Below are 20,338 nucleotides of genomic sequence, written 5' to 3'. Positions count from 1 at the left end.
GACATAATATGTCAAATGACAAAAGGCAGAGACATGGAATTAAATGAACTTTCAATAAAACTAGCATCTTTTGAAACTGAAGGCGCTAACTTTGAGTCTTTCTTGATTGCCAATCCAGGCGAGCAAGATGTGTTGCAAGTCATAGTAGATGGCAATGATGAGCTTCCTATTTTTGTTACTCAGACACAAGAGCAGCTGTTATGTATTAGCTATTTGTTCGCTGATGAGGAAGTGAAGCCTGAACTACGTGATGAGTTGAATGAAACCTTATTACGTTTGAATGTACCAATCCCGCTGAGTGCATTTGCGAAGATTGATGATAAATATGCGATCTTTGGTGCTTTGTCGGTTAATTCATCGTTTGATGATATTACCCATGAGCTAGTTACTTTAGCTGATAATGCCATCGATGCATTAGAAGCGGTAACCATTTATTTAAACGATTAACAGCTAGCTATTTTAAGTGGAGTTAAGATTATGAGTATTTTAAAAAAGTTATTTACAGCAGTACGTGGCGGCGCGCGTGAAGCGGGCGAAGCAATTGTTGACGCGAATGGTATTCGTATCTTTGAACAAGAAATTGCTGATGCGCAAAACGCGCTGCAGCGTGCTAAAAAAAGCCTAACTGAAGTGATGGCTAAAGAAATGCAAACGAAGCGTAAGATTAGCGCATTAGATGCCTCAATTGCTGAGCACGAAGCGTATGCAGGTCAAGCACTTGAAAAAGGTAATGAACCGTTAGCGCTAGAAATTGCTGAGAAAATTGGCGACTTTGAAGCTGAAAAAGCAGAGCATGATCAAGTGTTAGCTGGTTTTAGCAATCATATTGTAACGTTGAAGCAGCAAGTAAAAGATGCTGAAAAATCGATCAAAGAAAACCAACGTCAGCTTACTATGGTTAAAACCACTGAAAGCGTGCAACAAGCAACAATGGCAGTAAATAGCACACTTAATACTAATAGCTCGTCGATGACGAATGCACGCCAATCACTTGAGCGTATCAAGCAACGTCAACAAGATCGTAGTGACCAGCTTGGTGCTGCTAAAGTACTTGAAGCTGACACTAATGGCGATGATCTTAAAGCTAAAATGGCTGAAGCTGGAATTGGTGATAGCAATCCAAAAAGTGCAGATATCTTAGCGCGTATTAAAGCGAAGCAAAACGGCTAACGCGCAATTACGATTATTAAAAGGTAACTTATTATAAGTTACCTTTTTTGCTTATGAGGCAGTCTATGTTTAACTTCTTTAAGTCTAAAAAAGCCCCTGAACGCCAATTAAATCACCCTAGTGAACTTAAAAAAGGTGATATGTTCACAGTGATTGATTCGTTTGCTTACCCAAGTTGGCTAAAAGGCCAAACATTGCGCGTTACCGATGTGCAAACTTATCAATATCAGCACAGTGCAGATTATGAGCTAGTACTTGAAAGTGATGCTGGCAAGGTGGTTTTTTTGCAAATAGAGCGCAGCGATGGTGAAGAGTGGGCGAATTTTTCAATCAAAATCCAACGTGATGAAGTGGATGAAATCTTCACACTGGATGAGTTTGCGCGCATCTTTGACGAAGACGATTTAACCTACTTAGAAGTGAAAAATACACCAGAGCGTTACATGCAGTTTTTAGCTAAAAGCTATCAACAAAGTGAATCACCATTTGTGTGTTATTTTCATAATAAAGATTATCGTAGCCAGCCATTACCACGCTATGAGCAAGAAGGTGGCGAACCATGCGAAATGATTTGCCTTGAGTCGAGCGATGGGAGCCATGGTTTAAACATTGAGATTTGGGATGGTGGAGAAACTGAAGTATCACTCACTTTAACCCGACCAATCACAGACATTGTTGATCTGTTCCCTGGAGATGCGCAGTGAGTAATGCAAAAGATAAATGGTTACGTCAGGAGCAGGCTGTAAGAGCCACGCAAATGGCGTTTGATCTTAGCAGTGAAGTGCAAAAATCGATAAAAAAGCAAGCCATTGATCAAGAGCTAACGCCATCCGATATGATCCGCAAAATTTTATCACTTGAGGTTAAATCAAAAAAAACGCGTCAACGTTTATCATTTAACCTTAATGATGAAGAAATAGCATTACTTGCTGAACGCTTTGGCGTTGCCCCAGATGATAAGCGGGCAGTAAAACAGCAAGTTGCTGAGTTACTGATTGCTCGAACTAGTAAACGCTAGGTTTTGCCTTCTGATTATTAAGCCCTTACACTTAGGGCTTAAATTATCAAATAATGAGTTGTTGTGAATATTATTTTAATCGCCTATCTACTAATTTTTGCTTTGTTTGGCACGGCAGCGAGTTATTTCTTACGGTTTATTTATGCCTATTGGGTTAAAAAGCAGATGCCGATGCATTTTATTTTTAAAGCAGGGATTTGTATTGTGGCGGTCGTGGTTATTTCCGCGCTGATCCCATTATTGGTATAGCGCGGTTGCAGCAGAGCGACTATTTTAGCTCAAACGACTGGCATTGCTGATCAATACATAATGCTTGCACAGGTAAAACCGGTAAACAATCATTTAAACCATTGGTTTTATTATTGGCAGTTTCTTGCTGAGTAATTTGATCCGCTAACTGTTCTGCATTTTCTTGTTGTGTGTGCAAGGTTGAGTACACTACATAGCGGCTTGGACCACCACAGGCGCGTTGGCCTACTTCAAGCACCTTACATTGAAAACTCGCGGTACAGCTATTATCTTGCACTAACTCAGCCAATGCGCTATTTAATTTAGATACATTTGTATTGCCGTTTGCTGGTGTTGAGTCAGAAGTGCTGACACAACCACTGAGGATCAGCAAACTGGCTGTTGTTACTAAAAATTTAGAATATGATGAACGACTCATATTGGTTTCCCTTAATAAACACTTGTCGCAGAGCTTTCTAGTTTAACACATTTATTTTCAATACACTGAGCCGCAGGGGCCGTCAGGTGCTGACAAATACTGATCATCTTGTTCTGTGCATTAAATTGGCTTTCAAGGCTGGTGATCTGCTGAGTTAACTTTTCAACGGCTTGCTCATTGGCCGTTTTATTAGAGTAAACAATATAGCTACTAGGGCCGCCGCACGCACGGCTACCAACCGGTAATACTTTACATTGAGAGCTGTTATCGCAGTTTAGATCTGCAATTTGTGTCTGTAATTGCTGGTGGACCTTTTTAATGTTATCTCTTGTTGCCGGAACTTCTGTTTGCGGGTTTAACGTAGTCGCTTGATTATTTTTAACTAGCGCTGCAGGAGCCGGGCTAAGTTGGTTGTTATTCGGAGTCGCAGCATCAGAACAAGCCGATAAACATAACGGCAGTAGAAGCGCGATAATAAATAAGCGCATGATAAACCTTCATAGTGGTGAACAAGTAACCACCATCATACACTTTGCAGATAACACAGCAATAAAAACTATGGCATTCAAAGGTTAAACCCGACGCTAAGGACGGGTTTAATATTTTTATAGCCCGCCTTGGGTTAATTTTGCGGGATTGAGTAAAGCTTCCAGCTCACTACGTGATAGGTCAGTTTCTTGCTCAGCAACATCAAGAATTGGACGGCCATCTTGATATGCTTGTTTGGCAATTTTAGCTGCTTTAGCATAACCAATGACTGGATTAAGCGCGGTCACTAATATGGGGTTTTTGGCGAGTGCTTTGTCGATATTGGTGTGTTTCACTTTAAAGGATCGAATCGCTTTATCAGCTAATGCTTGACTACTATTTGCCAGTAACTCAATACTTTGCAAAATATTGTAAGCTATTACAGGTAACATTACATTGAGTTCGAAGTTACCTGATTGACCTGCAACAGTAATAGTTGCGTCATTACCAATCACTTGTGCACTAACCATGGCTGCCGCTTCAGGGATCACAGGATTTACTTTACCGGGCATAATTGATGAACCGGGTTGCAGTGCTTCAAGTTCGATTTCACCAAGGCCAGCTAGTGGACCTGAATTCATCCAACGTAGGTCGTTTGCTATCTTCATTTGTGCAACAGCGAGCACTTTTAGCTGCCCTGATAAAGCGACAATGGTGTCTTGCGAACCTATGTTATAAAAAAAGTTCTTGCTTGGCACAAAGCGTACACCGACGTTGGCACTGAGATTTTTACAAAATTGCTCAGCAAACAGGGGATCGGCATTTATACCAGTACCAACGGCTGTGCCTCCTTGCGCTAAAGCAGATACCCCTTCAAGGCTATAGCGGATCCCTGCCATTGCACTATCAACTTGGTGTTGCCAAGACCCTAGAGTTTGCGCAAATGTCACTGGCATAGCATCCATCAAATGAGTTCGACCCGTTTTTACGATTTCACCTATTTCTGACTTTTTGCGCTCCAACGTTTGGGATAGCTGATCCAGCGCCGGAAATAGTTCATACACCACGTTAATTACACTGCTTACAGCAATAGTGGTAGGGATCACGTCGTTAGAGCTTTGCCCCATGTTTACGTCGTCGTTGGGATGGATAACCTCATCACCATAACGACTTGCTAAAGTTGCAATCACCTCATTAGCATTCATATTAGTGCTAGTACCTGACCCTGTTTGAAATATATCAATAGGGAAGTGTTCTAAATGTTCGCCATCAATGATCTCTTGGCATGCGCGCTCGATTAACTGTGCTTTATTTTTACTGAGATGACCTAGCTCGTAGTTGCTTTGCGCTGCGGCCTGTTTGATATAAGCAAGAGCGGTAATAAACTGTTTTGGCATCACTAAATCGCTAATGCGAAAGTTATTTACAGCACGTTGAGTTTGCGCTTGATAAAGTGCATCTGTAGGGACTTGTAATTCGCCCATACTATCTGATTCGGTTCTAAATTCGCTCATGAAAACTCCTAGAAAGGGTTAAATTCGTGACTGAGAATACGGGCTTCACGCTCTAGTATCAGGTATTTCTTGATACTATTATGACTTCTATAAAAGCGCTTTAATGCCAGTAACGGTTTATAAAGTTGCTCTAAACATTGTTTGCGAATTGCACAATGGACTAAAGAGTCGCACATTTTGTTGAGGATTTCATGGAAAGTGCGTCTTAGATAGAGTTCTTGCAGCAATAGACTGTGGTTTTTTTCGTAATGACGTGCAGCACTCAGGCCAGCTTCAATGTAATTTGCCACTAAAGCTGGCGCATGTAGCCCAGGTCGCGGGCAAATACATTTCATTTGCTGTTGATAATAAAGCATAGCGTGATGTTCATGCATAAGAAAAACCGATTAACTGTAATGGTAATTATTATCATTACAGTTAATCGGTTTCGGTGCAAGTCACAAATTGTAAATATTGGCGGAAGGTGAGTTTTTTAATTGTAGCCAAGAATAAATATTTGGTCTGTTTCATGTATTAACGCCTGATTTTGTTGATTTGTTTGCGATAGTAAATCAATTACAGTGGCACGTTCATCACAGCCTATTTTATCTGTTACTGGTTTTTCACTTGCCGCAATTGCAGCGTCTAGGGCGGTATAAGGTGATATATACATAATCTTCTCCGTTTGGTTGATTCAATTAGATAGTTGCATAACTCATACCATGCTCAATATTTTTTTTATTACTTTGAATTATATAGTTTTTATATAAAATTAATTATTTAATAGCGACATCTGTTGCAAGATTTGCTTTACTAATGGGCATACTTTACCAATCTTGGTGCATCTGTATTGAGATGCTTGGAAATATATATGACGAAACCTTTCTCGCAAGCGTGTGAAAATAATAAAAATCCAATATTAAGCGTCATCACAGCATATTTAGCACAAGTCGAGAGTGTGTTAGAGGTGGGATCAGGTACGGGGCAACACAGCGTGCACTTCGCTGCTAATTTGCCTCACTTACAATGGCATACCAGTGATCGCTTGGTTAATCATAATGGTATTAAACAGTGGCTTGATGAAGCAAAGCTAGATAACTTGCACGCACCAGTAGAGTTAGATCTAAATCGCCCTTGGCCAATAAATACCGTTGATGCTATTTATACTGCTAATACGTTACACATCGTCAGCAAACCGTTAGTTGAGCAATTTTTTACTGGTGTTAATAAGCATTTAGCGTCAAAAGGTCTCGTGTGTATTTATGGCCCATTTAAATACAACGGCAACTTTACCAGTGAAAGTAATCAGCGTTTTGATGAATTTTTAAATCAGCAAGACAGCCAAAGTGGCATTCGTGATTTCGAATGGGTACAGCAATTAGCTGAGCAAGCAGGGTTAATGCTTGTTGATGATATTGCGATGCCTGCTAATAATCAGTTATTGATTTTTAAACGTCATTAGTTATCAATCTTAAAAGGTAATAATTCAGTGCATTGCTGATGATAGATGCGCATATGCTGACGCTCACGTTGTAAGTAATCTGCTATCGCAGGGCTAAAAGTAGCATCCATTACGGCATGTACGGAGTGAGTAAATACCGGTGCAAAACCTCGTGCTATTTTATGCTCGCCCTGCGCACCTGAGTGAAAACACTGAAGCTGATGTTTAATACAATATTCAATACCTTGGTAATAGCAAAGCTCAAAGTGCAGGCAATCAATTTCTGCTATAGCTCCCCAATAGCGCCCGTATAGTGTGTCATTATTTTTAAAGCTCAGTGTTGCAGCGACCACTTCGTGATCATGGATGGCATGCATGATCACCAGTTTATCGGCCATTAAGGCATGTAACAAAATAAAAAAGTCATGATTTAAATAACCCATGTGGCCAGAGCGTTTTAAATAAGTGCGTTGGTAAAATTCGCAAAACTGGCTCATCACAGCTTTAGTTATCTGTTCACCTTGCAGCCATTTAATACTAATATTTTGCTGGGTTATTTTATTACGTTCTTTTTTCAATACTTTACGTTTTCGTGCGGTTAACTGCGCTAAAAAATCGTCAAAAGTAGCGTAGTTTTGATTTTGCCATTGAAACTGCACGCCAATACGATGCATACCTTGATGTGGTGTGAGTTGAGAGACTTGCAGTTGCGAGCAAAAGTTAATGTGCCAGCCAGACCAACCTTGTTGCTCACATTGAGCTGTTAAAGTCTTTGTTATGTACTGATACACTTGTTCTGGGTGTGAGTGTGCAATCGCAAGGCGTTGACCTTCAATAGGGCTAAACGGTGAGCCAGATAACCACTTAGGGTAATATTCTAAACCATGTTGCTGGTAAGCTTCAGCCCATGCCCAGTCAAATACATATTCGCCATAAGAGTGACTTTTTAGATAGCCGGGTGCTAATGCCACCAAAGTATCATTTTGGTAAATGGCTAAATGTTGCGGTTGCCAACCAGACGCGGCTGATACGCATTGGCTTTGTTCTAATGCAAATAAAAATGCATGATCAGTAAATGGATTATCGGCAAAAAACTGCTGCCAAACAGCGGTATCTATTGCACTGATACTGGTTAACCAGCGGTGACTAAATATACTCATTATTGATTGCCCTGCGAGCCTTCAACCTGCTTTATAAACTGTTTTATATAGAGTGCTTGCTCAGTAAAGTAAGGGTTGTAAGTCAGACGTTGAAAGGTTGGAAATGCTGCAATATTTTCTGCAGTACGCTCGCCAATATTAGGTTTTTCGGTCGTTTTACATTGCTTATACAAAGTATCATCATCGAGGTAACTGCCGCAATTGCGATAAGCGCCAGCAATACCGTAGTAAGGGTTATCAGGTGAGTTAACTACGGCAATATGAGAAATACCATGAATGTTTTTACAGATTGTATTTTTGCACTGTGGATTTAATACCCTATAGCCTTTTGGAAAACCACTGGTAATGGTTGTTTTATCACCGTAAAAAACCAAGGTATCTAAGCTATTTGCAGGGCGTATCTTTACATCATGCAAGGCGCTTAACAATTGCAGCGATGCACGGGTATCAATGGTGGTATCTATATCACTCATCACTGAAAAAATAGCCAAGTTTGGTAATTGACGCTCGATTAGTTCTGGTAACGCGATTGAGCGCATAACATCATCGGCTGCGGTTGCAGCATTAAATGGAAACGACTCATATTTAGCAAAATCAATATCGGCGTCTTTATCTATCCAATTCACAAAGGGAATACGGTCAATCCACTTCGCCAGCCAACCATTTTTATTGTGTGGTTCAGTGGCGGGCGAAAATAGCATCAGTGCAGTTATTTTTGGGTCAACGGGCTCGACAGTTAAATAATTAAGTAATAGGGCTGCGCCTGTAGAGTAGCCACCTAAAATCACCTGATCAAAATCTTTTATAGTACGTTTAATTGCATAGTCTACAGCTTGCTGCCATTGTTTGGCATTAATACTGCTTAGTGCATTAGCTGCGGTGCCATGGCCTGGTAACAGCAAAGTACGTACGGTATAGCCTTGTTGAAAGTAAATTTGTGCCAAGTCATGATAGGTAAATGGAGAGTCGGTAAGGCCATGAATTAATAGAACTGCTTTGTGGTTGTTATTTTGGCGTAATTCAAATGGCGCTATAAGATCAACTATATTAGGGGGGCTAGTGCGTTGCTGTTGTTTAACTAAAAGCTGATAGGTATCAGTTAAAATAGGGCAAGGCATTGATGCGCGCGGGTTTGCCGCTAAAATATGTTGGTATGCAAAGCTTAAATAATCACTAAATGCTTGCTCACTATGATAGGAAAAATCCGTATTAGCATTGCTTTTTTCAAACCGTAATAGGCCCTGCTTTTTGCTGTTCATAATATAGTTTAAATCAGTTAACTGAGTAACGCAGTTGGTTTGGCTGATAGCAAGGCTAGAGGTTGTTATTAAAGTGAGAGTTAGTAATATTCCATTAAGGCTCATAAACATCTACATAATTGATTAGGCACTCGGTTAGCTTATCGAGTTCGAGGGGTTTTGCAAGATGCTGATTAAAACCAATTGCTAAGGCATTGGCTTTATCCTCAGGCATTACATCAGCGGTTAAGGCAATGACGGGTAATTGTTCAGTACTTTTAATTTGACGTATCAAGGCGGTGGCTTGGTAACCGTCCATAATGGGCATTTGGCAATCCATTAACACTAAATCGAAGTCATTTATTTTAACTTGCTCTACTGCTAATTCGCCATTTTCAACCAGTGTTGGAGTGATCCCCAAAGAGCTAAGCATTGCTTTTATTACTAATTGATTGACGCTGTTATCTTCTGCAACCAGTATCTTTAGTTTGCTTAAATCAACATGCTGTTGTGTGTGCTTTGCCGTTACTTGTTGCGCAGCACAGGTATTTAACTCGACAGACAGGGTAAATGTGGAGCCTTTACCTGGCTCGCTTTGTACGCTGATATCTCCAGACATTAGCAAACTAAGTTCTTTTGCGATTGTTAAGCCAAGCCCGGTGCCACCAAACTTGCGTGATGTGGAGTTATCAGCTTGGGTGAATGCATCAAATAATTTACTTTGCTCTGATGGCGCAATGCCGATGCCAGAGTCCTTAATAGCCAAAGTAATTTGCCTACGTTTATCGGTGATCTCCTTACAGTATGCGCTGACACTTACTTCACCTTCGCAGGTAAACTTGATGGCGTTACTACACAGGTTTAATAAAATTTGCTCAATTCGCATAACATCACCTTCAAACCAAATATCAGTTGGTAATTGGTTATCAACTTTCCAGTGAATGCCTTTTTGTTCAGCGCTTTGTTCGAACATACTGCTAATCCGGGCAAGAAGAGCATTTAAATCAAAAGGAGCGACTTCCAAGGTGAGCTTTTGTGATTCAATTTTAGAGATATCGAGTACATCATTGATTAAACTTAACAATGATTTAGAAGCTAAATTAATTTTATTTAGATAACCGATGAGAACTTCAGCGCTATCTTCACTTTTAGCTAAGGTTGAAAAACCGATCACCGCATTAAGCGGCGTACGAATTTCATGACTCATATTGGCTAAAAACCGGCTTTTAGCTTGATTCGCTAAATCAGATTGCTTTTTAGCTCTGACAAGCGAGCGAGTACGTTCCGCTACTAAGCGCGATAGAGCAATATGTTGATGATTAAATAACAGTAATACCAGTAAAATAAGTGAGCTTACAATGACCTGTAGAATAATTAAAAAGAGTGTCATGTGATTAGTTTGATGCGGTAGAAACTCATCTTTAATCGTTAAATCAACTAGCCATGTTTGCCCTGCAAAATTAATCGTGATGGTTGTAAGCTTATTGCTTTTGGTCGGCACATTTTCGGCGTTTGAATAAAACGGGTTGGTAGCATTGGCTTCATAAATAGCGATATTAAACATCTTATTTTGTGCTTGCGTAAGCGATTGAGCAAGTATGTTTTCCACTAAAAATACACCTGTTGCGTAGCCTTTAATTGAGGCAACTTCATTATTTTGTTGATACACCGGAGCAAATAATAAATAAGCGGGCTCAGGTTGTTGTGCTTGCACTAATTGAATTATTTTAGTGCCTACAGGGCGATTTTTGATGCGTGGGTCGAGTAAAGTCTCACGGCGATCTTTACGAGAATTGAGGTTAAAACCAATAGCGGATTGATTTTCTGAAAAAGGGGCGATATAGGTAATAATCACTAATGGATCGTCGTTTGATAATGGCGCTCCTTTAATACTCGGATCAAAGTTATATGAATTATAAATTTCATCGAGCTGCTTGTTAAAATCACTGACCTGAGCTGGGGGAATTTTGCGATTCCATGAAAATGCTTTAATAAATGAATGCTCAGCCAGTAATTGGGCACTGTAGCTATCAAACTCTTGCTGACTTAAAGTTGGTGTTGATTGAATTTGGCTCGCAAGGCTTTGTACGGTTATTTGGCTAAGATTTAAATTGCGCAGTAAACTGTTTTCAATGATAGATGTTTCACGCTTGGCAATTTGTATCGCATTTGAATAAGTCTCTTGGTTGTATAGTTTAGTGGTTAAGGCGACAGAGACGAATAATACCGAGCAGACTGCGATGGTTGGCAATGGGGTGACGTAGTGTCGTTTAAATTTAGGCTGTAGTAAGGCCAATAAAAAGGGGGTTGCGATCAGCACACCGAGTGAGTCACCTAACCACCAATAAGTAACATTTTTCCAGTGATTTTCAATGCTGTAGGCGGGATTAAATTGACTTAAAGCATAGACTCCAATATTGGCCGATATGAGGCTGACGACAATACCGACGATAAAAATAAAATAAATAATCGATTGGCGTTGTTTTAAATACAGCGGATGGCCTAGCCAGTACTTTAAAAGAGCAGCGCCAATCATGCCTTGTAGCACGGCGCCTAAGCCGATTAGCAGTACTTGTTCTAGCGTATTGCCAATTAAAACCTGATCAGTGATCGGGTTATCACCGGTACTTAAATTAAAGGCGACAGAGGCAATAAATAATGCCGGCATAAAACGCCACCACCAGATAAAACAGCCAACTAAGGCAATACCAGCAGGGAGCCAAATAGGGATGACTTGTGATTGAAAGGCAAAATTAGTTAATAACTTACCAGTTGCAAAATAAGCAACAGCAAACGATATGTAAAAAACAAAAGAACTGGATGTTGAACGAAAAATCTTCACATGCATCCTTGTTAAATATTATTTTTATAATGATATTTCAGTATAGCGAATCGGCACTAAATAGTATTATTTTTTAAAGTGGTAGCTGCCTTTTGCTAAATGTTTGCTTTAAAACCACTGTAGACTCAATGTTAGCAATACAATCAATACTCCCAAGCTTATATTTAACAAAACTTTCGTAGCTTTCTAAATCGGTAGCAATAATCTTCAATAAGTAATCATAGCTTCCTGATATGACAGAGCACTCCAGTACATGATTCAGTTTTTCCACGTGTTCTTCAAACATATTTGCCGCACTGGCGGAATTCTGGCTCAACCGCACAAACGCATAGACCAGCACTTTTAACCCGAGTGCGCGTGGGTTTAAGGCTGCGTGATAGCCAGTGATCACCTTACTTGCTTCAAGTTTTTTTATACGCCTTAAGCAAGGGGTATCCGATAAGCTTACAGTTGTTGCAAGTTCTGATACAGAGGTACGCGCATTGCTTTGTAACAACGTTAGTAATTGTTGATCTTTTTTATCTAAACTCATAATTACGACAATAAATTGCATTTAATAGTGATTATAGAGTGAATATCACTAATTGTATGGATTTTTATTAGTGGTTTTGCTGATTTGTGCTCTATGTTATCTGTTAACATTAATGCAATAAACTTTGGTGTGGAGTAATATCTGTGAGTAATAATACCCAGGCATTTGATGAGTGGCTCAGAACCCGCTTTGTAGAAATTAATAGTCAACTAGAGGCTATCTATTGGCAACAAGAAGATAAAGCTAACGTAGAATTTGTCGGGGAGCAATTTAAGCATCAGTTAGAGGCTGAGGGTAATGCGCATATTCGTAAGTTACTAGCAGAAGGCAATACTGACGAAGGGTTTGATCGTGCGTTTGATTTACTTGGCAATGTAGGATTATTTATGGCGGCTTGTCGACGCCATGAGATCACTGAACCATCGCGCGAAACAACCTCGCCTTTAGTTGAGGCCTCGGCACTGGCCATGCATATTGGTGCATCAATTGGGGTTACTCCGCGCTTTGCAACGGCTCATTTAACCACCCATAATAAGGCGATTAATGGCCTTTATAAGCGCTTTACGGATCTGCCAGATGAAAAATTATTCATTGATTACAATACCAAAGGGATTTTAGCCTATAAGCGAGCAGCTGATGCATTATTAAAAATTCAGCCATTAGGTATTTCGCATCCGCTATGCGGTGATTTACTTAAAGTTGCCAAGCAGGCGTTAGTCGATGTGATTGAATCGAATACGGCTTTATATAATCAGTTAGACACCGAGCGATTCTTTTTCTGTGTACGTCCTTACTATAAGCCGTATCGGGTTGGCAAAGAGGTTTACCGTGGAGCCAATGCGGGAGATTTTGCCGGAATTAACGTTATAGATATGCTGTTAGGTTTATGCTTTGCCAACGAACCGAGTTATTCACAAATGCTGGTGGATAAATTTTTATATATGATGCCTGAAGATCAGCAAATTCTGCGAGAGTCTATGCGTATGCCAAGCATAATGGATGACTTTTTAGCGGCAGGAGATACCCGCCATAGCTCGTGGTTTAAAACCAATGCCAAGTTGTTTATACAAGTATGTAAGCTGCATGGCGATACTGCAATAGGTCATCATAATCAACTGGTTAGTAAGTTTATAGCTCAGCCAGCTCAACACATGCAACAGCAACATATGAATAAAGTGACTGCCAGCGGTCCGCCATTGCATGTGTTATTGGATTCTCTTGAACAATTAAGAGATCGTCGAGCTGCAGCAAAGCGTGATGATATAAGAACTCGTTATGATGATTTAGCACAATTAAAGCAATGGGTGAGTAATTAATATGTACAAAGATGACTTTAATCTTGCGGCAGGCTGTTACTTGCTAAATCACTCTGTTGGCCGTGCACTGAAAAGCAGCCAAGATGATTTTAACCAGCATTTTTTTGCTCCTTGGCAAGCGAGTAATAAAGAGCCATGGCAACAGTGGCTGCCAGCCATTGAGCGCTTTACTCAGGCGCTCAGTACATTGTTTAATTCACCGAGCAGGCAATTTTGCCCACAAGTAAATTTATCGAGCGCTTTAACAAAGTTAGTTATGTCGCATCCTCGCTTACAGCAAGCTAATTGTAAGGTGTTGATGGCGCAAAGTGACTTTCCTAGCATGGGGTTTGCAATGCAAAAAGCGCTGGCTAGTAGCGCTGAAATAAAGTTTATTCCTGAACACGTAGATTTAACTGATAGCGTGCAATGGCAACAATATATTCAAGCAGATATTGATTTAGTATTTATCAGTCACGCTTATTCAAATACTGGCCAGCAAGCGCCCGTAGCTGAAATTACGCAACTGTGTAAGCACGTAGGCTGTTTGAGTCTTGTTGATGTGGCGCAGTCAGCTGGTGTATTACCTCTAGATTTAAGCCAAGTTGATGCTGATTTTATGATTGGTTCCAGCGTTAAGTGGTTATGCTCAGGTCCAGGTGCGGCGTATTTATGGGTAAGCCAAGCGCAATTAAATGTGTGCGAACCACAAGATGTAGGGTGGTTTTCACATCAAAATCCATTTGAGTTTGATATTCATCACTTTGCTTATCATGATAGCGCATTGCGTTTTTGGGGCGGCACTCCATCGATTGCGCCATTTGTACTCGCAGGGCATAGCATTGGTTACTTTGCTAAATTAGGTGTTGCAACAGTGCGAGCGCACAACTTGGCGCTACTTGAACAATTAAGTGCAGAGTTTAGGCCATATTTGGTGTCACCAACAACGCCAGAAAAATGCAGCGGTACAGCTATTTTAAATTTTGGCGAGCAACAGCCGGCGGTATTAAGCGCACTGTCTCAGGCGAACATAAGTGTCGATGCGCGAGCATATGGGGTGCGAGTTTCACCGCATATTTATAACAACAGTAGTGATATAGCACAGCTAATAAAAGTGGTTAAACAAACCCTAAGCTAAATTTATTGGCTTAGTTGCGTTTTAAACGCTTTTAACGCATCAATTTGTTGCTGATACTGCTTTATTTTCGGCTCAATGCGTTGCTCAGCTTGTGCTGTTCGTTTTGCTATCGCATCAGCAATTGAGTTTGCACCCATTTTATTTGCAGAGTCTTGCGTCATATAGTTTATTTTGGTTTTTTGTTCTGCAAGAGTATCTTGAAGTTGCTTTATTTCTCGTTGATAAACTGCAATTTCACGATCAATTTTTTGCATCGCAACATAACTATCTACAGACGCCATGATATCTTTGCTTTGTTGCGTATTAGATGCTTGGGTCACATTAGTTGGTGGAATTTTTATTTCTTTAGCATCGTCACCACAAGGTAGTTGACTAAAGGTAGCCACGCCATCAACCGTGCATTGGTAAGCAGCCGTAGCCACAGCTGCTGGTGGTATCAGCATCGCTAAGGCACAAACCATTGTTAACTGAAGTTGTCGCAAGTACACTTATGAATCCCTAAATTTGCATTAAAATATCTAGTGCAGCTAGTTTATCAAGTTTGTTAATTTGAATCGCCAATTAATCGTTGCTATTTATTAGTGAATTTATTTTCCTTATAACGGTGCCTTTTGCAGTGAAAAATACCCGAGCAAGTGACGCATAGTGTTAGCTTGATCTGCCATTTGTTTTGCCGCAGCCATGGTTTCTTCAGTCATCGCTGAGTTTTCTTGGATCAAGGTTGTTAGACGTTGTACCACAATATCTACCTCTTTAATTGCCTGTTGTTGGGTAATCGAAGAGCTATTGATAGACACTATCATATGGTTAACATCAGCCACAGCGCTGACAATTTGCTTTAGTTTCTCACCTGATGAATTAGCAAGGGCGGTACCGTGACTAATTTTTTGGTTGCTGTTGCTTATTATAGTTTTAATTTGTTTCGCCGAGGTTGCGCTACGTCCAGCTAATTCTCTAACCTCATTGGCAACGACCGCAAACCCGCGACCATGCTCGCCAGCTCTGGCAGCTTCTACCGCTGCGTTGAGAGCTAATAAATTGGTTTGAAATGCTATTTCATCAATAACAGAGACAATTTCATTAATATCCTTACTGGAATTATTGACCTCAACAATGGCATGAACCGTTTGTATGGATAGCTCGCCCCCTTCGGTTGCGCTCATTTGAGCGTTTTCTGCAAGCTTAACCGCTTCGTTAGCTTGCTTAGCAATGGCTGCTATTTCATCCAGCATGTTACTGCTGCTGGCACTGGCTTCTTCTAAATTGGCTGCTTGCTCTTCAGTGCGTTGACTTATTTCGGTGTTACTCTCTGCTATCTCTGCGGCGCTTTGTGATACTCTTAAGGCAGAGTCTTGGATGCTGCTAATAACACTGGTAAGTTTTTCAATCGTTTGATTTACATCTGCTTTTAATGTAGCAAATACACCTTGGTAATCCTGCTGTACTTGTTGATTTAAATTGCCTTGAGCAAGCCCGCTTAATACCTTAGTTACCTCTGCGATTGCATCTGCGGTGATGGTCAAAGAACTGTTCACATCATTTTGCAGCTGCGCTAATTGGCCTTGCATGTTTGTCTCTAGTTGTTGATTAAAATCACCGCTACGCATAGCTGCCATAACGCGCGCGAGTTCAGCAATAACAATACTCAAATTGCTAATAGAGCTATTTACATCATCTTTAAGTACATTGAGTTGGCCATTCATATCGCTATCGATTGTCTGCTCGAAGTTACCTTTACTGATCGCCAGCATAACGTTTGATATTTCACTTACAGCAGTGTCTAAACCCATAATTGAGTTATTAATATTATGCTTTAAAGTTGATAATTGGCCATTGGCACTGCAATTTACTTGTTGTTTAAAGTTGCCAGCATTTACGGCTGCCATAACATCGTTAATATTTTTAATGATTAACGCGAGATTGTCGACGCTCGCGTTGATATCATTTTTAAGTGTGGCTAACTGGCCTTGTAGAGGTTGCTCAAGGTGTTGTGAAAAATCCCCATCGTGAAGTGCGCTCATTACGCGGCTGATATCACTTACCGCTCCGGCTAAACTGTGTACTGAATTATTCACACTGTTTTTTAATTGCGCCAAAGAGCCTTGTGCGGCTACCGTAACTTGTTGTTTAAAATCACCATGTTCAATATGGCTCATCACCCCGACAATTTCAGTAATGGTGCTATTTAGCGATTGCAGTGAGCCATTTATATTTTGTTTTAAGGTGGCCAACTGTCCCTGCATTGGGGTTGTTATTTGGCTATTAAAATTTCCTTGGCTCATCTCATCTATAATATGATTTAGTTCACTCATTGCTTGCTCTAGCGAGTCTGCGCAATTATTTGTGGCCTGTTTTAAGGAATCTAATTCGCCTTTGCAGGGCGCACTAATTCGGTGGTTAAATTCACCTGCGGCCATCTTATTCATAACCGTATTGGTTTGGGAAATAGAGCTTTGCAGCGCATCAAGCAGGCAATTAAAAGCGCTTGCCGATGAACCTATTTCATCATTCGAAAGCACTGGCGTTCGTACCGAAAAATCACCTTTTTGTTCAACGTGACGCATTGTGTCGACCAGTAATTGCACCGGGCGGGTCAGTGAACGAGCAAACCAAATAGCGACCAGAGTGATGGCAATAATCGATATGATTAAGGTGCTAACGAGAATCGTCGTTAAATGACTGACCGTGGCAAAAGCTTCGTTTTTATCTATTTCAGCCAGTAACGACCATTGCATGCCTAATACGTTAATGGGTTGATAAGACGACAGTACTAAGGAGCCACTATAATCGGTGATTACTTGCTGACCTTTTTTTCCTTGCTGAGCAAGCTCAGTTGCCAGCGTTTTTACTTTACCTATGCTTGGGTAGCGAAAAGAATTTACGACCGAATGGTTTTCGGGGTCGAGAAAGGAGTCAGAACGCATTAAAAAATCAGGTCCGACTAAATATGTTTCGCCACTTGAACCTAAGCCTGCCCGCTCAGTCATAATGACATTCAGGGCATCAATGGATAGTTGAAAAACCAAGGTGCTAGTATGTACGCCTTGCTTATAAATCGGGGTGGCGATAAAACTAGCTGGTGCATTATAAGATGGCAAATATTGCTGATAATCTACAAAGGTAATTTCATCTTCATTGATCATTTTTGCTTGTTTAAATGCCAATGCTAGGTTGCTATTAGCATAAGGTCCATCAAGTAAAGAGGTGGCAAAGTCAACTTCTTTGTAAACAGAGTAAATCACTTCAGCACTGCGATTGTCGATGATAAAGACATCATAAAAATCAAATTTTTGCGCAAAGTTTAGTAAAAAACTATGGTATTTGCTGTGTAGTAGATTGTAGTTATTGTCAGCACTTGCCTGTGCTAACTTTGCTTTCTCGCCAAGTGGATATGGATTATCTGCTAGGTATTGTGATTGCCAATATTTAGCTGTGGGCGAAAGTGTAGAAAGCAGCTCAGAAGTTGGTAATTTATCTTCGTTTTTAAGCCGGTATTTAGTATTAAAGTCATTGTGATAGTAATCTGCCAACTGTTGCTCTGCGGTGCTGTCGAGGGCGGTGGTATAGGGCTCTTTAAATGCACGGCTAAGTTCATCAGCTGCGGTGTGGAGTAAAGGGCTTTGTGCTAAAAATAATAATTGCGCATGTATATCGGCAAAATGCCTCTCAATGGCGCTTTTTTTAATTTCACTAACCGCTTCTAATTGAGCGTAAGTTTGTTTATTTAAAGCAGTCGCCGAGTTATACAGCGCAAGACTGATGGCAATCGTCAAGGGAATTAATGCAACGAGCAAAAAGGCAATAACAAGCTTTTTAGTCAAGCCGATATTACGTACAAAATCTCCGAATGAACGGGTTTGGTTAGCCATAACAACATCCTTATCAAAGCAAAGCTGTAAACCTAATACAGGTAATTAAGATTTAGTGTAGAACAGCTTGAATTAAAAGCGAGTCGATGACGAAAAATAGATTTTTTAGTTGCTGTAATGCACTCGCTATACTCTGTTAAACTATGGGCATTTCAAATTTAAGTGTATTTGCTATGAAAAAGTCCATTATTCCAGTTGTATTGGCCGGTGGTATCGGTTCGCGGTTATGGCCATTATCGCGCCAAGCTATGCCAAAACAGTTTTTACCTCTACTGGGAGATGAGTCATTATTGCAAAGCACCTTAAAGAGAGTCTCTGACTCATGTTTTACCGATCCGATCTTGGTTTGTAATGAGCAGCATCGCTTTATTGTCAGCAGCCAATGCCAGCAAATCGACGCTGTAACCATGGCGTTACTGTTAGAGCCTGATGGCAAAAATACTGCTCCCGCCATCGCATTGGCAGCACAATATGCATTACAGCAAGGGCTTGATAAACCTTTATTAGTGATGCCAGCCGATCATCATATTGATAACTTTGAGTTGTTAATAGAGCAACTTCCTGATGCGATAAGCTTGGCGCAACAGGGCAAATTAATTACCTTTGCGATTGAGCCAGACTCGGCCCATTGCGGTTACGGTTATATTAAAAATGGCACTAAAATAGCGGCTTCAAACTGCTATGAAGTTGATGAATTTAAAGAAAAGCCCAGTCTATTATTAGCACAGCAATATCTTGCCAGTGGCGAGTATAGCTGGAACAGTGGGATGTTTTTATTCACTCCTAGCGTATACCTTGCTGAACTTGAGCGTTTTGCACCAAAGATCGCCAGTTGCATTGCAGCAGCCGCCAATTTTAGTGGCGACTTAGGTTTTATCCGTGCCAATAATGAAGTCTTAAAAAACTGTCCAAGTGATTCAATCGACTATGCTATTTTAGAACGCAGCCCAAATGTGGCGGTGTTGCCTTTAGCGCTGAATTGGAATGATGTCGGCGGTTTTAATGCGCTATGGCAAAGTGCCGATAAAGACGAGCAAGGCAATAGCCTAAGCACAGATGACGTGGTTTTACATAGCCATAACAACTTACTCAGTGGTGAAGAAGGTCATAGCATCGCAGCTCTTGGGGTGAGTGATTTAGCGATTATTCACACCCATGATGCAACTTTAGTCGCGAGTAAAAGCCAGTTAGATCAGCTCCCGGAACTATTAAAGCAATTAGCCGTTAAGCACGACGATAAATTGATCCATCATCAAGCCGTGTATCGACCGTGGGGTAGTTACCGGGTGTTAATTGCAGGCACCGGCTTTAAAGTGAAAAAAATTATTGTCAGCCCTGCAGGCAAACTTTCAACACAGCGCCATCAGTACCGCGCTGAACATTGGGTTGTCGTCTCTGGCATTGCTGATGTACGTATTGATGGCGAAGCACGCACGCTTACTGCCGATCAATCTTGCTATATAGCCGCCGGTCATATTCACAGCCTAGCAAACACGCAAAATGAGCCACTGATCCTTATAGAAGTACAAACTGGCAGCATTTTAGATGAAACGGATATTGAACGTTTTGACGATCAGTATGGTAGAAAATAGTGAAGGTTAATCGCTTTTAACCCAGCCAATACTTAATATATAACGACTACCTTTTTCTATTTTGGTTACTGCATGCTGAGTTATATCGGGCCTAAATAGTTTTATACGCTTGCTTTGAAATAAGGTGTTTTCGCACATAAACTCACCGCCCAGTTGGGCGCGTTTAATAATGAGATTTAAACGAAAATGCTTACCTTTTTTTACTTTATCTGTATGGGGCTTTATTTCACTACCAACGGGAAACTTAATTAAATAAGTATCAAACTTTACTGGCCAATGGGCGCCACACAGAAGCATTTTGTCATAGCCCGAATCTTGCCTGCCACGCTGCCAGTGAAATAAATTTTTAAAAATAGCCATTGTATCTTTTCCTTATTACTTTAACTTCGCCAACTCGTCAACTCGTCAACTCGTC

At 40.6% G+C, this 20,338-nt stretch carries 21 protein-coding genes; 9 read left to right on the top strand and 12 right to left on the bottom strand.

Annotated features, from left to right (window positions below):
- Positions 1-33 precede the first annotated feature (33 nt).
- From H5158_RS19115 to H5158_RS19095, 5 genes are all read left to right on the top strand, one after another.
- The gene (locus tag H5158_RS19115) at positions 34-447 is read left to right on the top strand and encodes a YjfI family protein (protein WP_145242701.1); all 414 of its coding nucleotides are present in this window, start codon (positions 34-36) and stop codon (positions 445-447) included.
- A 30-nt stretch (positions 448-477) separates the two neighbouring features.
- Positions 478-1,170: a PspA/IM30 family protein gene (locus H5158_RS19110; protein ID WP_145242702.1), complete on the top strand. Its 693-nt coding sequence runs from the start codon at positions 478-480 to the stop codon at positions 1,168-1,170.
- Between the two features lie 65 nt (positions 1,171-1,235).
- Positions 1,236-1,874 carry a hypothetical protein gene (locus H5158_RS19105; protein WP_149983355.1) on the top strand — a complete coding sequence of 213 codons (639 nt, stop codon included), beginning with the start codon at positions 1,236-1,238 and terminating at the stop codon, positions 1,872-1,874.
- Positions 1,871-2,188: a hypothetical protein gene (locus H5158_RS19100; protein ID WP_145242704.1), complete on the top strand. Its 318-nt coding sequence runs from the start codon at positions 1,871-1,873 to the stop codon at positions 2,186-2,188. Before H5158_RS19105 ends, H5158_RS19100 begins: the two co-directional genes overlap by 4 nt.
- Before the next feature lie 63 nt (positions 2,189-2,251).
- A complete protein-coding gene (locus H5158_RS19095) occupies positions 2,252-2,437 on the top strand; it encodes a hypothetical protein (protein ID WP_145242705.1) in 186 nt (61 codons plus the stop codon).
- A 19-nt stretch (positions 2,438-2,456) separates the two neighbouring features.
- On the opposite strand, the gene H5158_RS19090 is transcribed toward H5158_RS19095, so the two are convergent.
- The 5 genes from H5158_RS19090 to H5158_RS19070 form a co-directional block, all read right to left on the bottom strand.
- On the bottom strand, positions 2,457-2,855 hold the full coding sequence (locus tag H5158_RS19090) for a hypothetical protein (protein ID WP_182740655.1): 399 nt from the start codon (positions 2,853-2,855) through the stop codon (positions 2,457-2,459).
- Between the two features lie 11 nt (positions 2,856-2,866).
- Positions 2,867-3,343 carry a hypothetical protein gene (locus tag H5158_RS19085; RefSeq protein ID WP_182740654.1) on the bottom strand — a complete coding sequence of 159 codons (477 nt, stop codon included), beginning with the start codon at positions 3,341-3,343 and terminating at the stop codon, positions 2,867-2,869.
- Between the two features lie 117 nt (positions 3,344-3,460).
- Positions 3,461-4,837: a lyase family protein gene (locus tag H5158_RS19080; RefSeq protein ID WP_182719307.1), complete on the bottom strand. Its 1,377-nt coding sequence runs from the start codon at positions 4,835-4,837 to the stop codon at positions 3,461-3,463.
- 8 nt (positions 4,838-4,845) lie between these two features.
- Positions 4,846-5,211 (bottom strand): hypothetical protein, encoded by a 366-nt coding sequence (locus H5158_RS19075; protein ID WP_257325145.1) that lies wholly within the window; start codon positions 5,209-5,211, stop codon positions 4,846-4,848.
- A 98-nt stretch (positions 5,212-5,309) separates the two neighbouring features.
- A complete protein-coding gene (locus H5158_RS19070; protein WP_145242712.1) occupies positions 5,310-5,489 on the bottom strand; it encodes a hypothetical protein in 180 nt (59 codons plus the stop codon).
- Positions 5,490-5,687: 198 nt separating this feature from the next.
- Here H5158_RS19070 and H5158_RS19065 point away from each other — a divergent pair, with 198 nt between their 5' ends.
- Positions 5,688-6,278 (top strand): DUF938 domain-containing protein, encoded by a 591-nt coding sequence (locus tag H5158_RS19065; protein WP_145242714.1) that lies wholly within the window; start codon positions 5,688-5,690, stop codon positions 6,276-6,278.
- Here H5158_RS19065 and H5158_RS19060 read toward each other — a convergent pair.
- The 4 genes from H5158_RS19060 to H5158_RS19045 all read right to left on the bottom strand — a co-directional run bounded on the left by H5158_RS19060 (position 6,275) and on the right by H5158_RS19045 (position 12,029).
- Positions 6,275-7,417 carry a GNAT family N-acetyltransferase gene (locus tag H5158_RS19060; RefSeq protein WP_182740653.1) on the bottom strand — a complete coding sequence of 381 codons (1,143 nt, stop codon included), beginning with the start codon at positions 7,415-7,417 and terminating at the stop codon, positions 6,275-6,277. The genes H5158_RS19065 and H5158_RS19060 overlap by 4 nt on opposite strands.
- Positions 7,417-8,781, bottom strand: coding sequence for a carboxylesterase (locus H5158_RS19055; RefSeq protein ID WP_182740652.1), 1,365 nt, complete (start codon positions 8,779-8,781; stop codon positions 7,417-7,419). Before H5158_RS19055 ends, H5158_RS19060 begins: the two co-directional genes overlap by 1 nt.
- Entirely contained in the window at positions 8,771-11,497 is a 2,727-nt protein-coding gene (locus H5158_RS19050; RefSeq protein ID WP_182740651.1) for a CHASE domain-containing protein, read from the bottom strand. The genes H5158_RS19055 and H5158_RS19050 overlap by 11 nt, the downstream gene beginning before the upstream one ends.
- Before the next feature lie 73 nt (positions 11,498-11,570).
- Positions 11,571-12,029, bottom strand: a complete 459-nt coding sequence (locus H5158_RS19045) for an Lrp/AsnC family transcriptional regulator (protein ID WP_149983348.1) — start codon at positions 12,027-12,029, stop codon at positions 11,571-11,573.
- A gap of 143 nt (positions 12,030-12,172) precedes the next feature.
- Here H5158_RS19045 and H5158_RS19040 point away from each other — a divergent pair, with 143 nt between their 5' ends.
- Together H5158_RS19040 and H5158_RS19035 are read left to right on the top strand one after the other, a co-directional pair.
- Positions 12,173-13,345, top strand: a complete 1,173-nt coding sequence (locus H5158_RS19040; protein ID WP_149983347.1) for a monodechloroaminopyrrolnitrin synthase PrnB family protein — start codon at positions 12,173-12,175, stop codon at positions 13,343-13,345.
- 1 nt (position 13,346) lies between these two features.
- Entirely contained in the window at positions 13,347-14,462 is a 1,116-nt protein-coding gene (locus H5158_RS19035; protein WP_182719313.1) for an aminotransferase class V-fold PLP-dependent enzyme, read from the top strand.
- Positions 14,463-14,464: 2 nt separating this feature from the next.
- On the opposite strand, the gene H5158_RS19030 is transcribed toward H5158_RS19035, so the two are convergent.
- Together H5158_RS19030 and H5158_RS19025 are read right to left on the bottom strand one after the other, a co-directional pair.
- Positions 14,465-14,905, bottom strand: a complete 441-nt coding sequence (locus tag H5158_RS19030) for a DUF4124 domain-containing protein (protein ID WP_259398334.1) — start codon at positions 14,903-14,905, stop codon at positions 14,465-14,467.
- A gap of 153 nt (positions 14,906-15,058) precedes the next feature.
- On the bottom strand, positions 15,059-18,331 hold the full coding sequence (locus tag H5158_RS19025; RefSeq protein WP_182740650.1) for a methyl-accepting chemotaxis protein: 3,273 nt from the start codon (positions 18,329-18,331) through the stop codon (positions 15,059-15,061).
- A gap of 173 nt (positions 18,332-18,504) precedes the next feature.
- Here H5158_RS19025 and H5158_RS19020 point away from each other — a divergent pair, with 173 nt between their 5' ends.
- Complete coding sequence (locus H5158_RS19020; protein WP_182740649.1) at positions 18,505-19,923, top strand: mannose-1-phosphate guanylyltransferase/mannose-6-phosphate isomerase; 1,419 nt, start codon at positions 18,505-18,507, stop codon at positions 19,921-19,923.
- A gap of 6 nt (positions 19,924-19,929) precedes the next feature.
- Here H5158_RS19020 and H5158_RS19015 read toward each other — a convergent pair whose 3' ends face one another.
- The gene (locus tag H5158_RS19015) at positions 19,930-20,283 is read right to left on the bottom strand and encodes a 2OG-Fe(II) oxygenase (protein ID WP_182719316.1); all 354 of its coding nucleotides are present in this window, start codon (positions 20,281-20,283) and stop codon (positions 19,930-19,932) included.
- Between the last annotated feature and the right edge of the window lie 55 nt (positions 20,284-20,338).

Origin of the sequence: Pseudoalteromonas sp. SR45-6 (assembly GCF_014163545.1) — a bacterium.
GTDB classification, from domain to species: Bacteria; Pseudomonadota; Gammaproteobacteria; order Enterobacterales; family Alteromonadaceae; genus Pseudoalteromonas; species Pseudoalteromonas rhizosphaerae.
Note: the sequence above shows the minus strand (reverse complement) of the source record. Positions and strands in the feature narration are given on the sequence as shown.

Bases quoted from the DNA above. Each gene is read 5' to 3' on its own strand.
- H5158_RS19115 (WP_145242701.1), top strand. From the start codon at position 34: ATGGAATTAAATGAACTTTCAATAAAACTAGCATCTTTTGAAACTGAA.
- H5158_RS19110 (WP_145242702.1), top strand. From the start codon at position 478: ATGAGTATTTTAAAAAAGTTATTTACAGCAGTACGTGGCGGCGCGCGT.
- H5158_RS19105 (WP_149983355.1), top strand. From the start codon at position 1,236: ATGTTTAACTTCTTTAAGTCTAAAAAAGCCCCTGAACGCCAATTAAAT.
- H5158_RS19090 (WP_182740655.1), bottom strand. From the start codon at position 2,855: ATGAGTCGTTCATCATATTCTAAATTTTTAGTAACAACAGCCAGTTTG.
- H5158_RS19085 (WP_182740654.1), bottom strand. From the start codon at position 3,343: ATGCGCTTATTTATTATCGCGCTTCTACTGCCGTTATGTTTATCGGCT.
- H5158_RS19080 (WP_182719307.1), bottom strand. From the start codon at position 4,837: ATGAGCGAATTTAGAACCGAATCAGATAGTATGGGCGAATTACAAGTC.
- H5158_RS19075 (WP_257325145.1), bottom strand. From the start codon at position 5,211: ATGCATGAACATCACGCTATGCTTTATTATCAACAGCAAATGAAATGT.
- H5158_RS19070 (WP_145242712.1), bottom strand. From the start codon at position 5,489: ATGTATATATCACCTTATACCGCCCTAGACGCTGCAATTGCGGCAAGT.
- H5158_RS19065 (WP_145242714.1), top strand. From the start codon at position 5,688: ATGACGAAACCTTTCTCGCAAGCGTGTGAAAATAATAAAAATCCAATA.
- H5158_RS19060 (WP_182740653.1), bottom strand. From the start codon at position 7,417: ATGAGTATATTTAGTCACCGCTGGTTAACCAGTATCAGTGCAATAGAT.
- H5158_RS19055 (WP_182740652.1), bottom strand. From the start codon at position 8,781: ATGAGCCTTAATGGAATATTACTAACTCTCACTTTAATAACAACCTCT.
- H5158_RS19045 (WP_149983348.1), bottom strand. From the start codon at position 12,029: ATGAGTTTAGATAAAAAAGATCAACAATTACTAACGTTGTTACAAAGC.
- H5158_RS19035 (WP_182719313.1), top strand. From the start codon at position 13,347: ATGTACAAAGATGACTTTAATCTTGCGGCAGGCTGTTACTTGCTAAAT.
- H5158_RS19030 (WP_259398334.1), bottom strand. From the start codon at position 14,905: ATGCTGATACCACCAGCAGCTGTGGCTACGGCTGCTTACCAATGCACG.
- H5158_RS19025 (WP_182740650.1), bottom strand. From the start codon at position 18,331: ATGGCTAACCAAACCCGTTCATTCGGAGATTTTGTACGTAATATCGGC.
- H5158_RS19020 (WP_182740649.1), top strand. From the start codon at position 18,505: ATGAAAAAGTCCATTATTCCAGTTGTATTGGCCGGTGGTATCGGTTCG.
- H5158_RS19015 (WP_182719316.1), bottom strand. From the start codon at position 20,283: ATGGCTATTTTTAAAAATTTATTTCACTGGCAGCGTGGCAGGCAAGAT.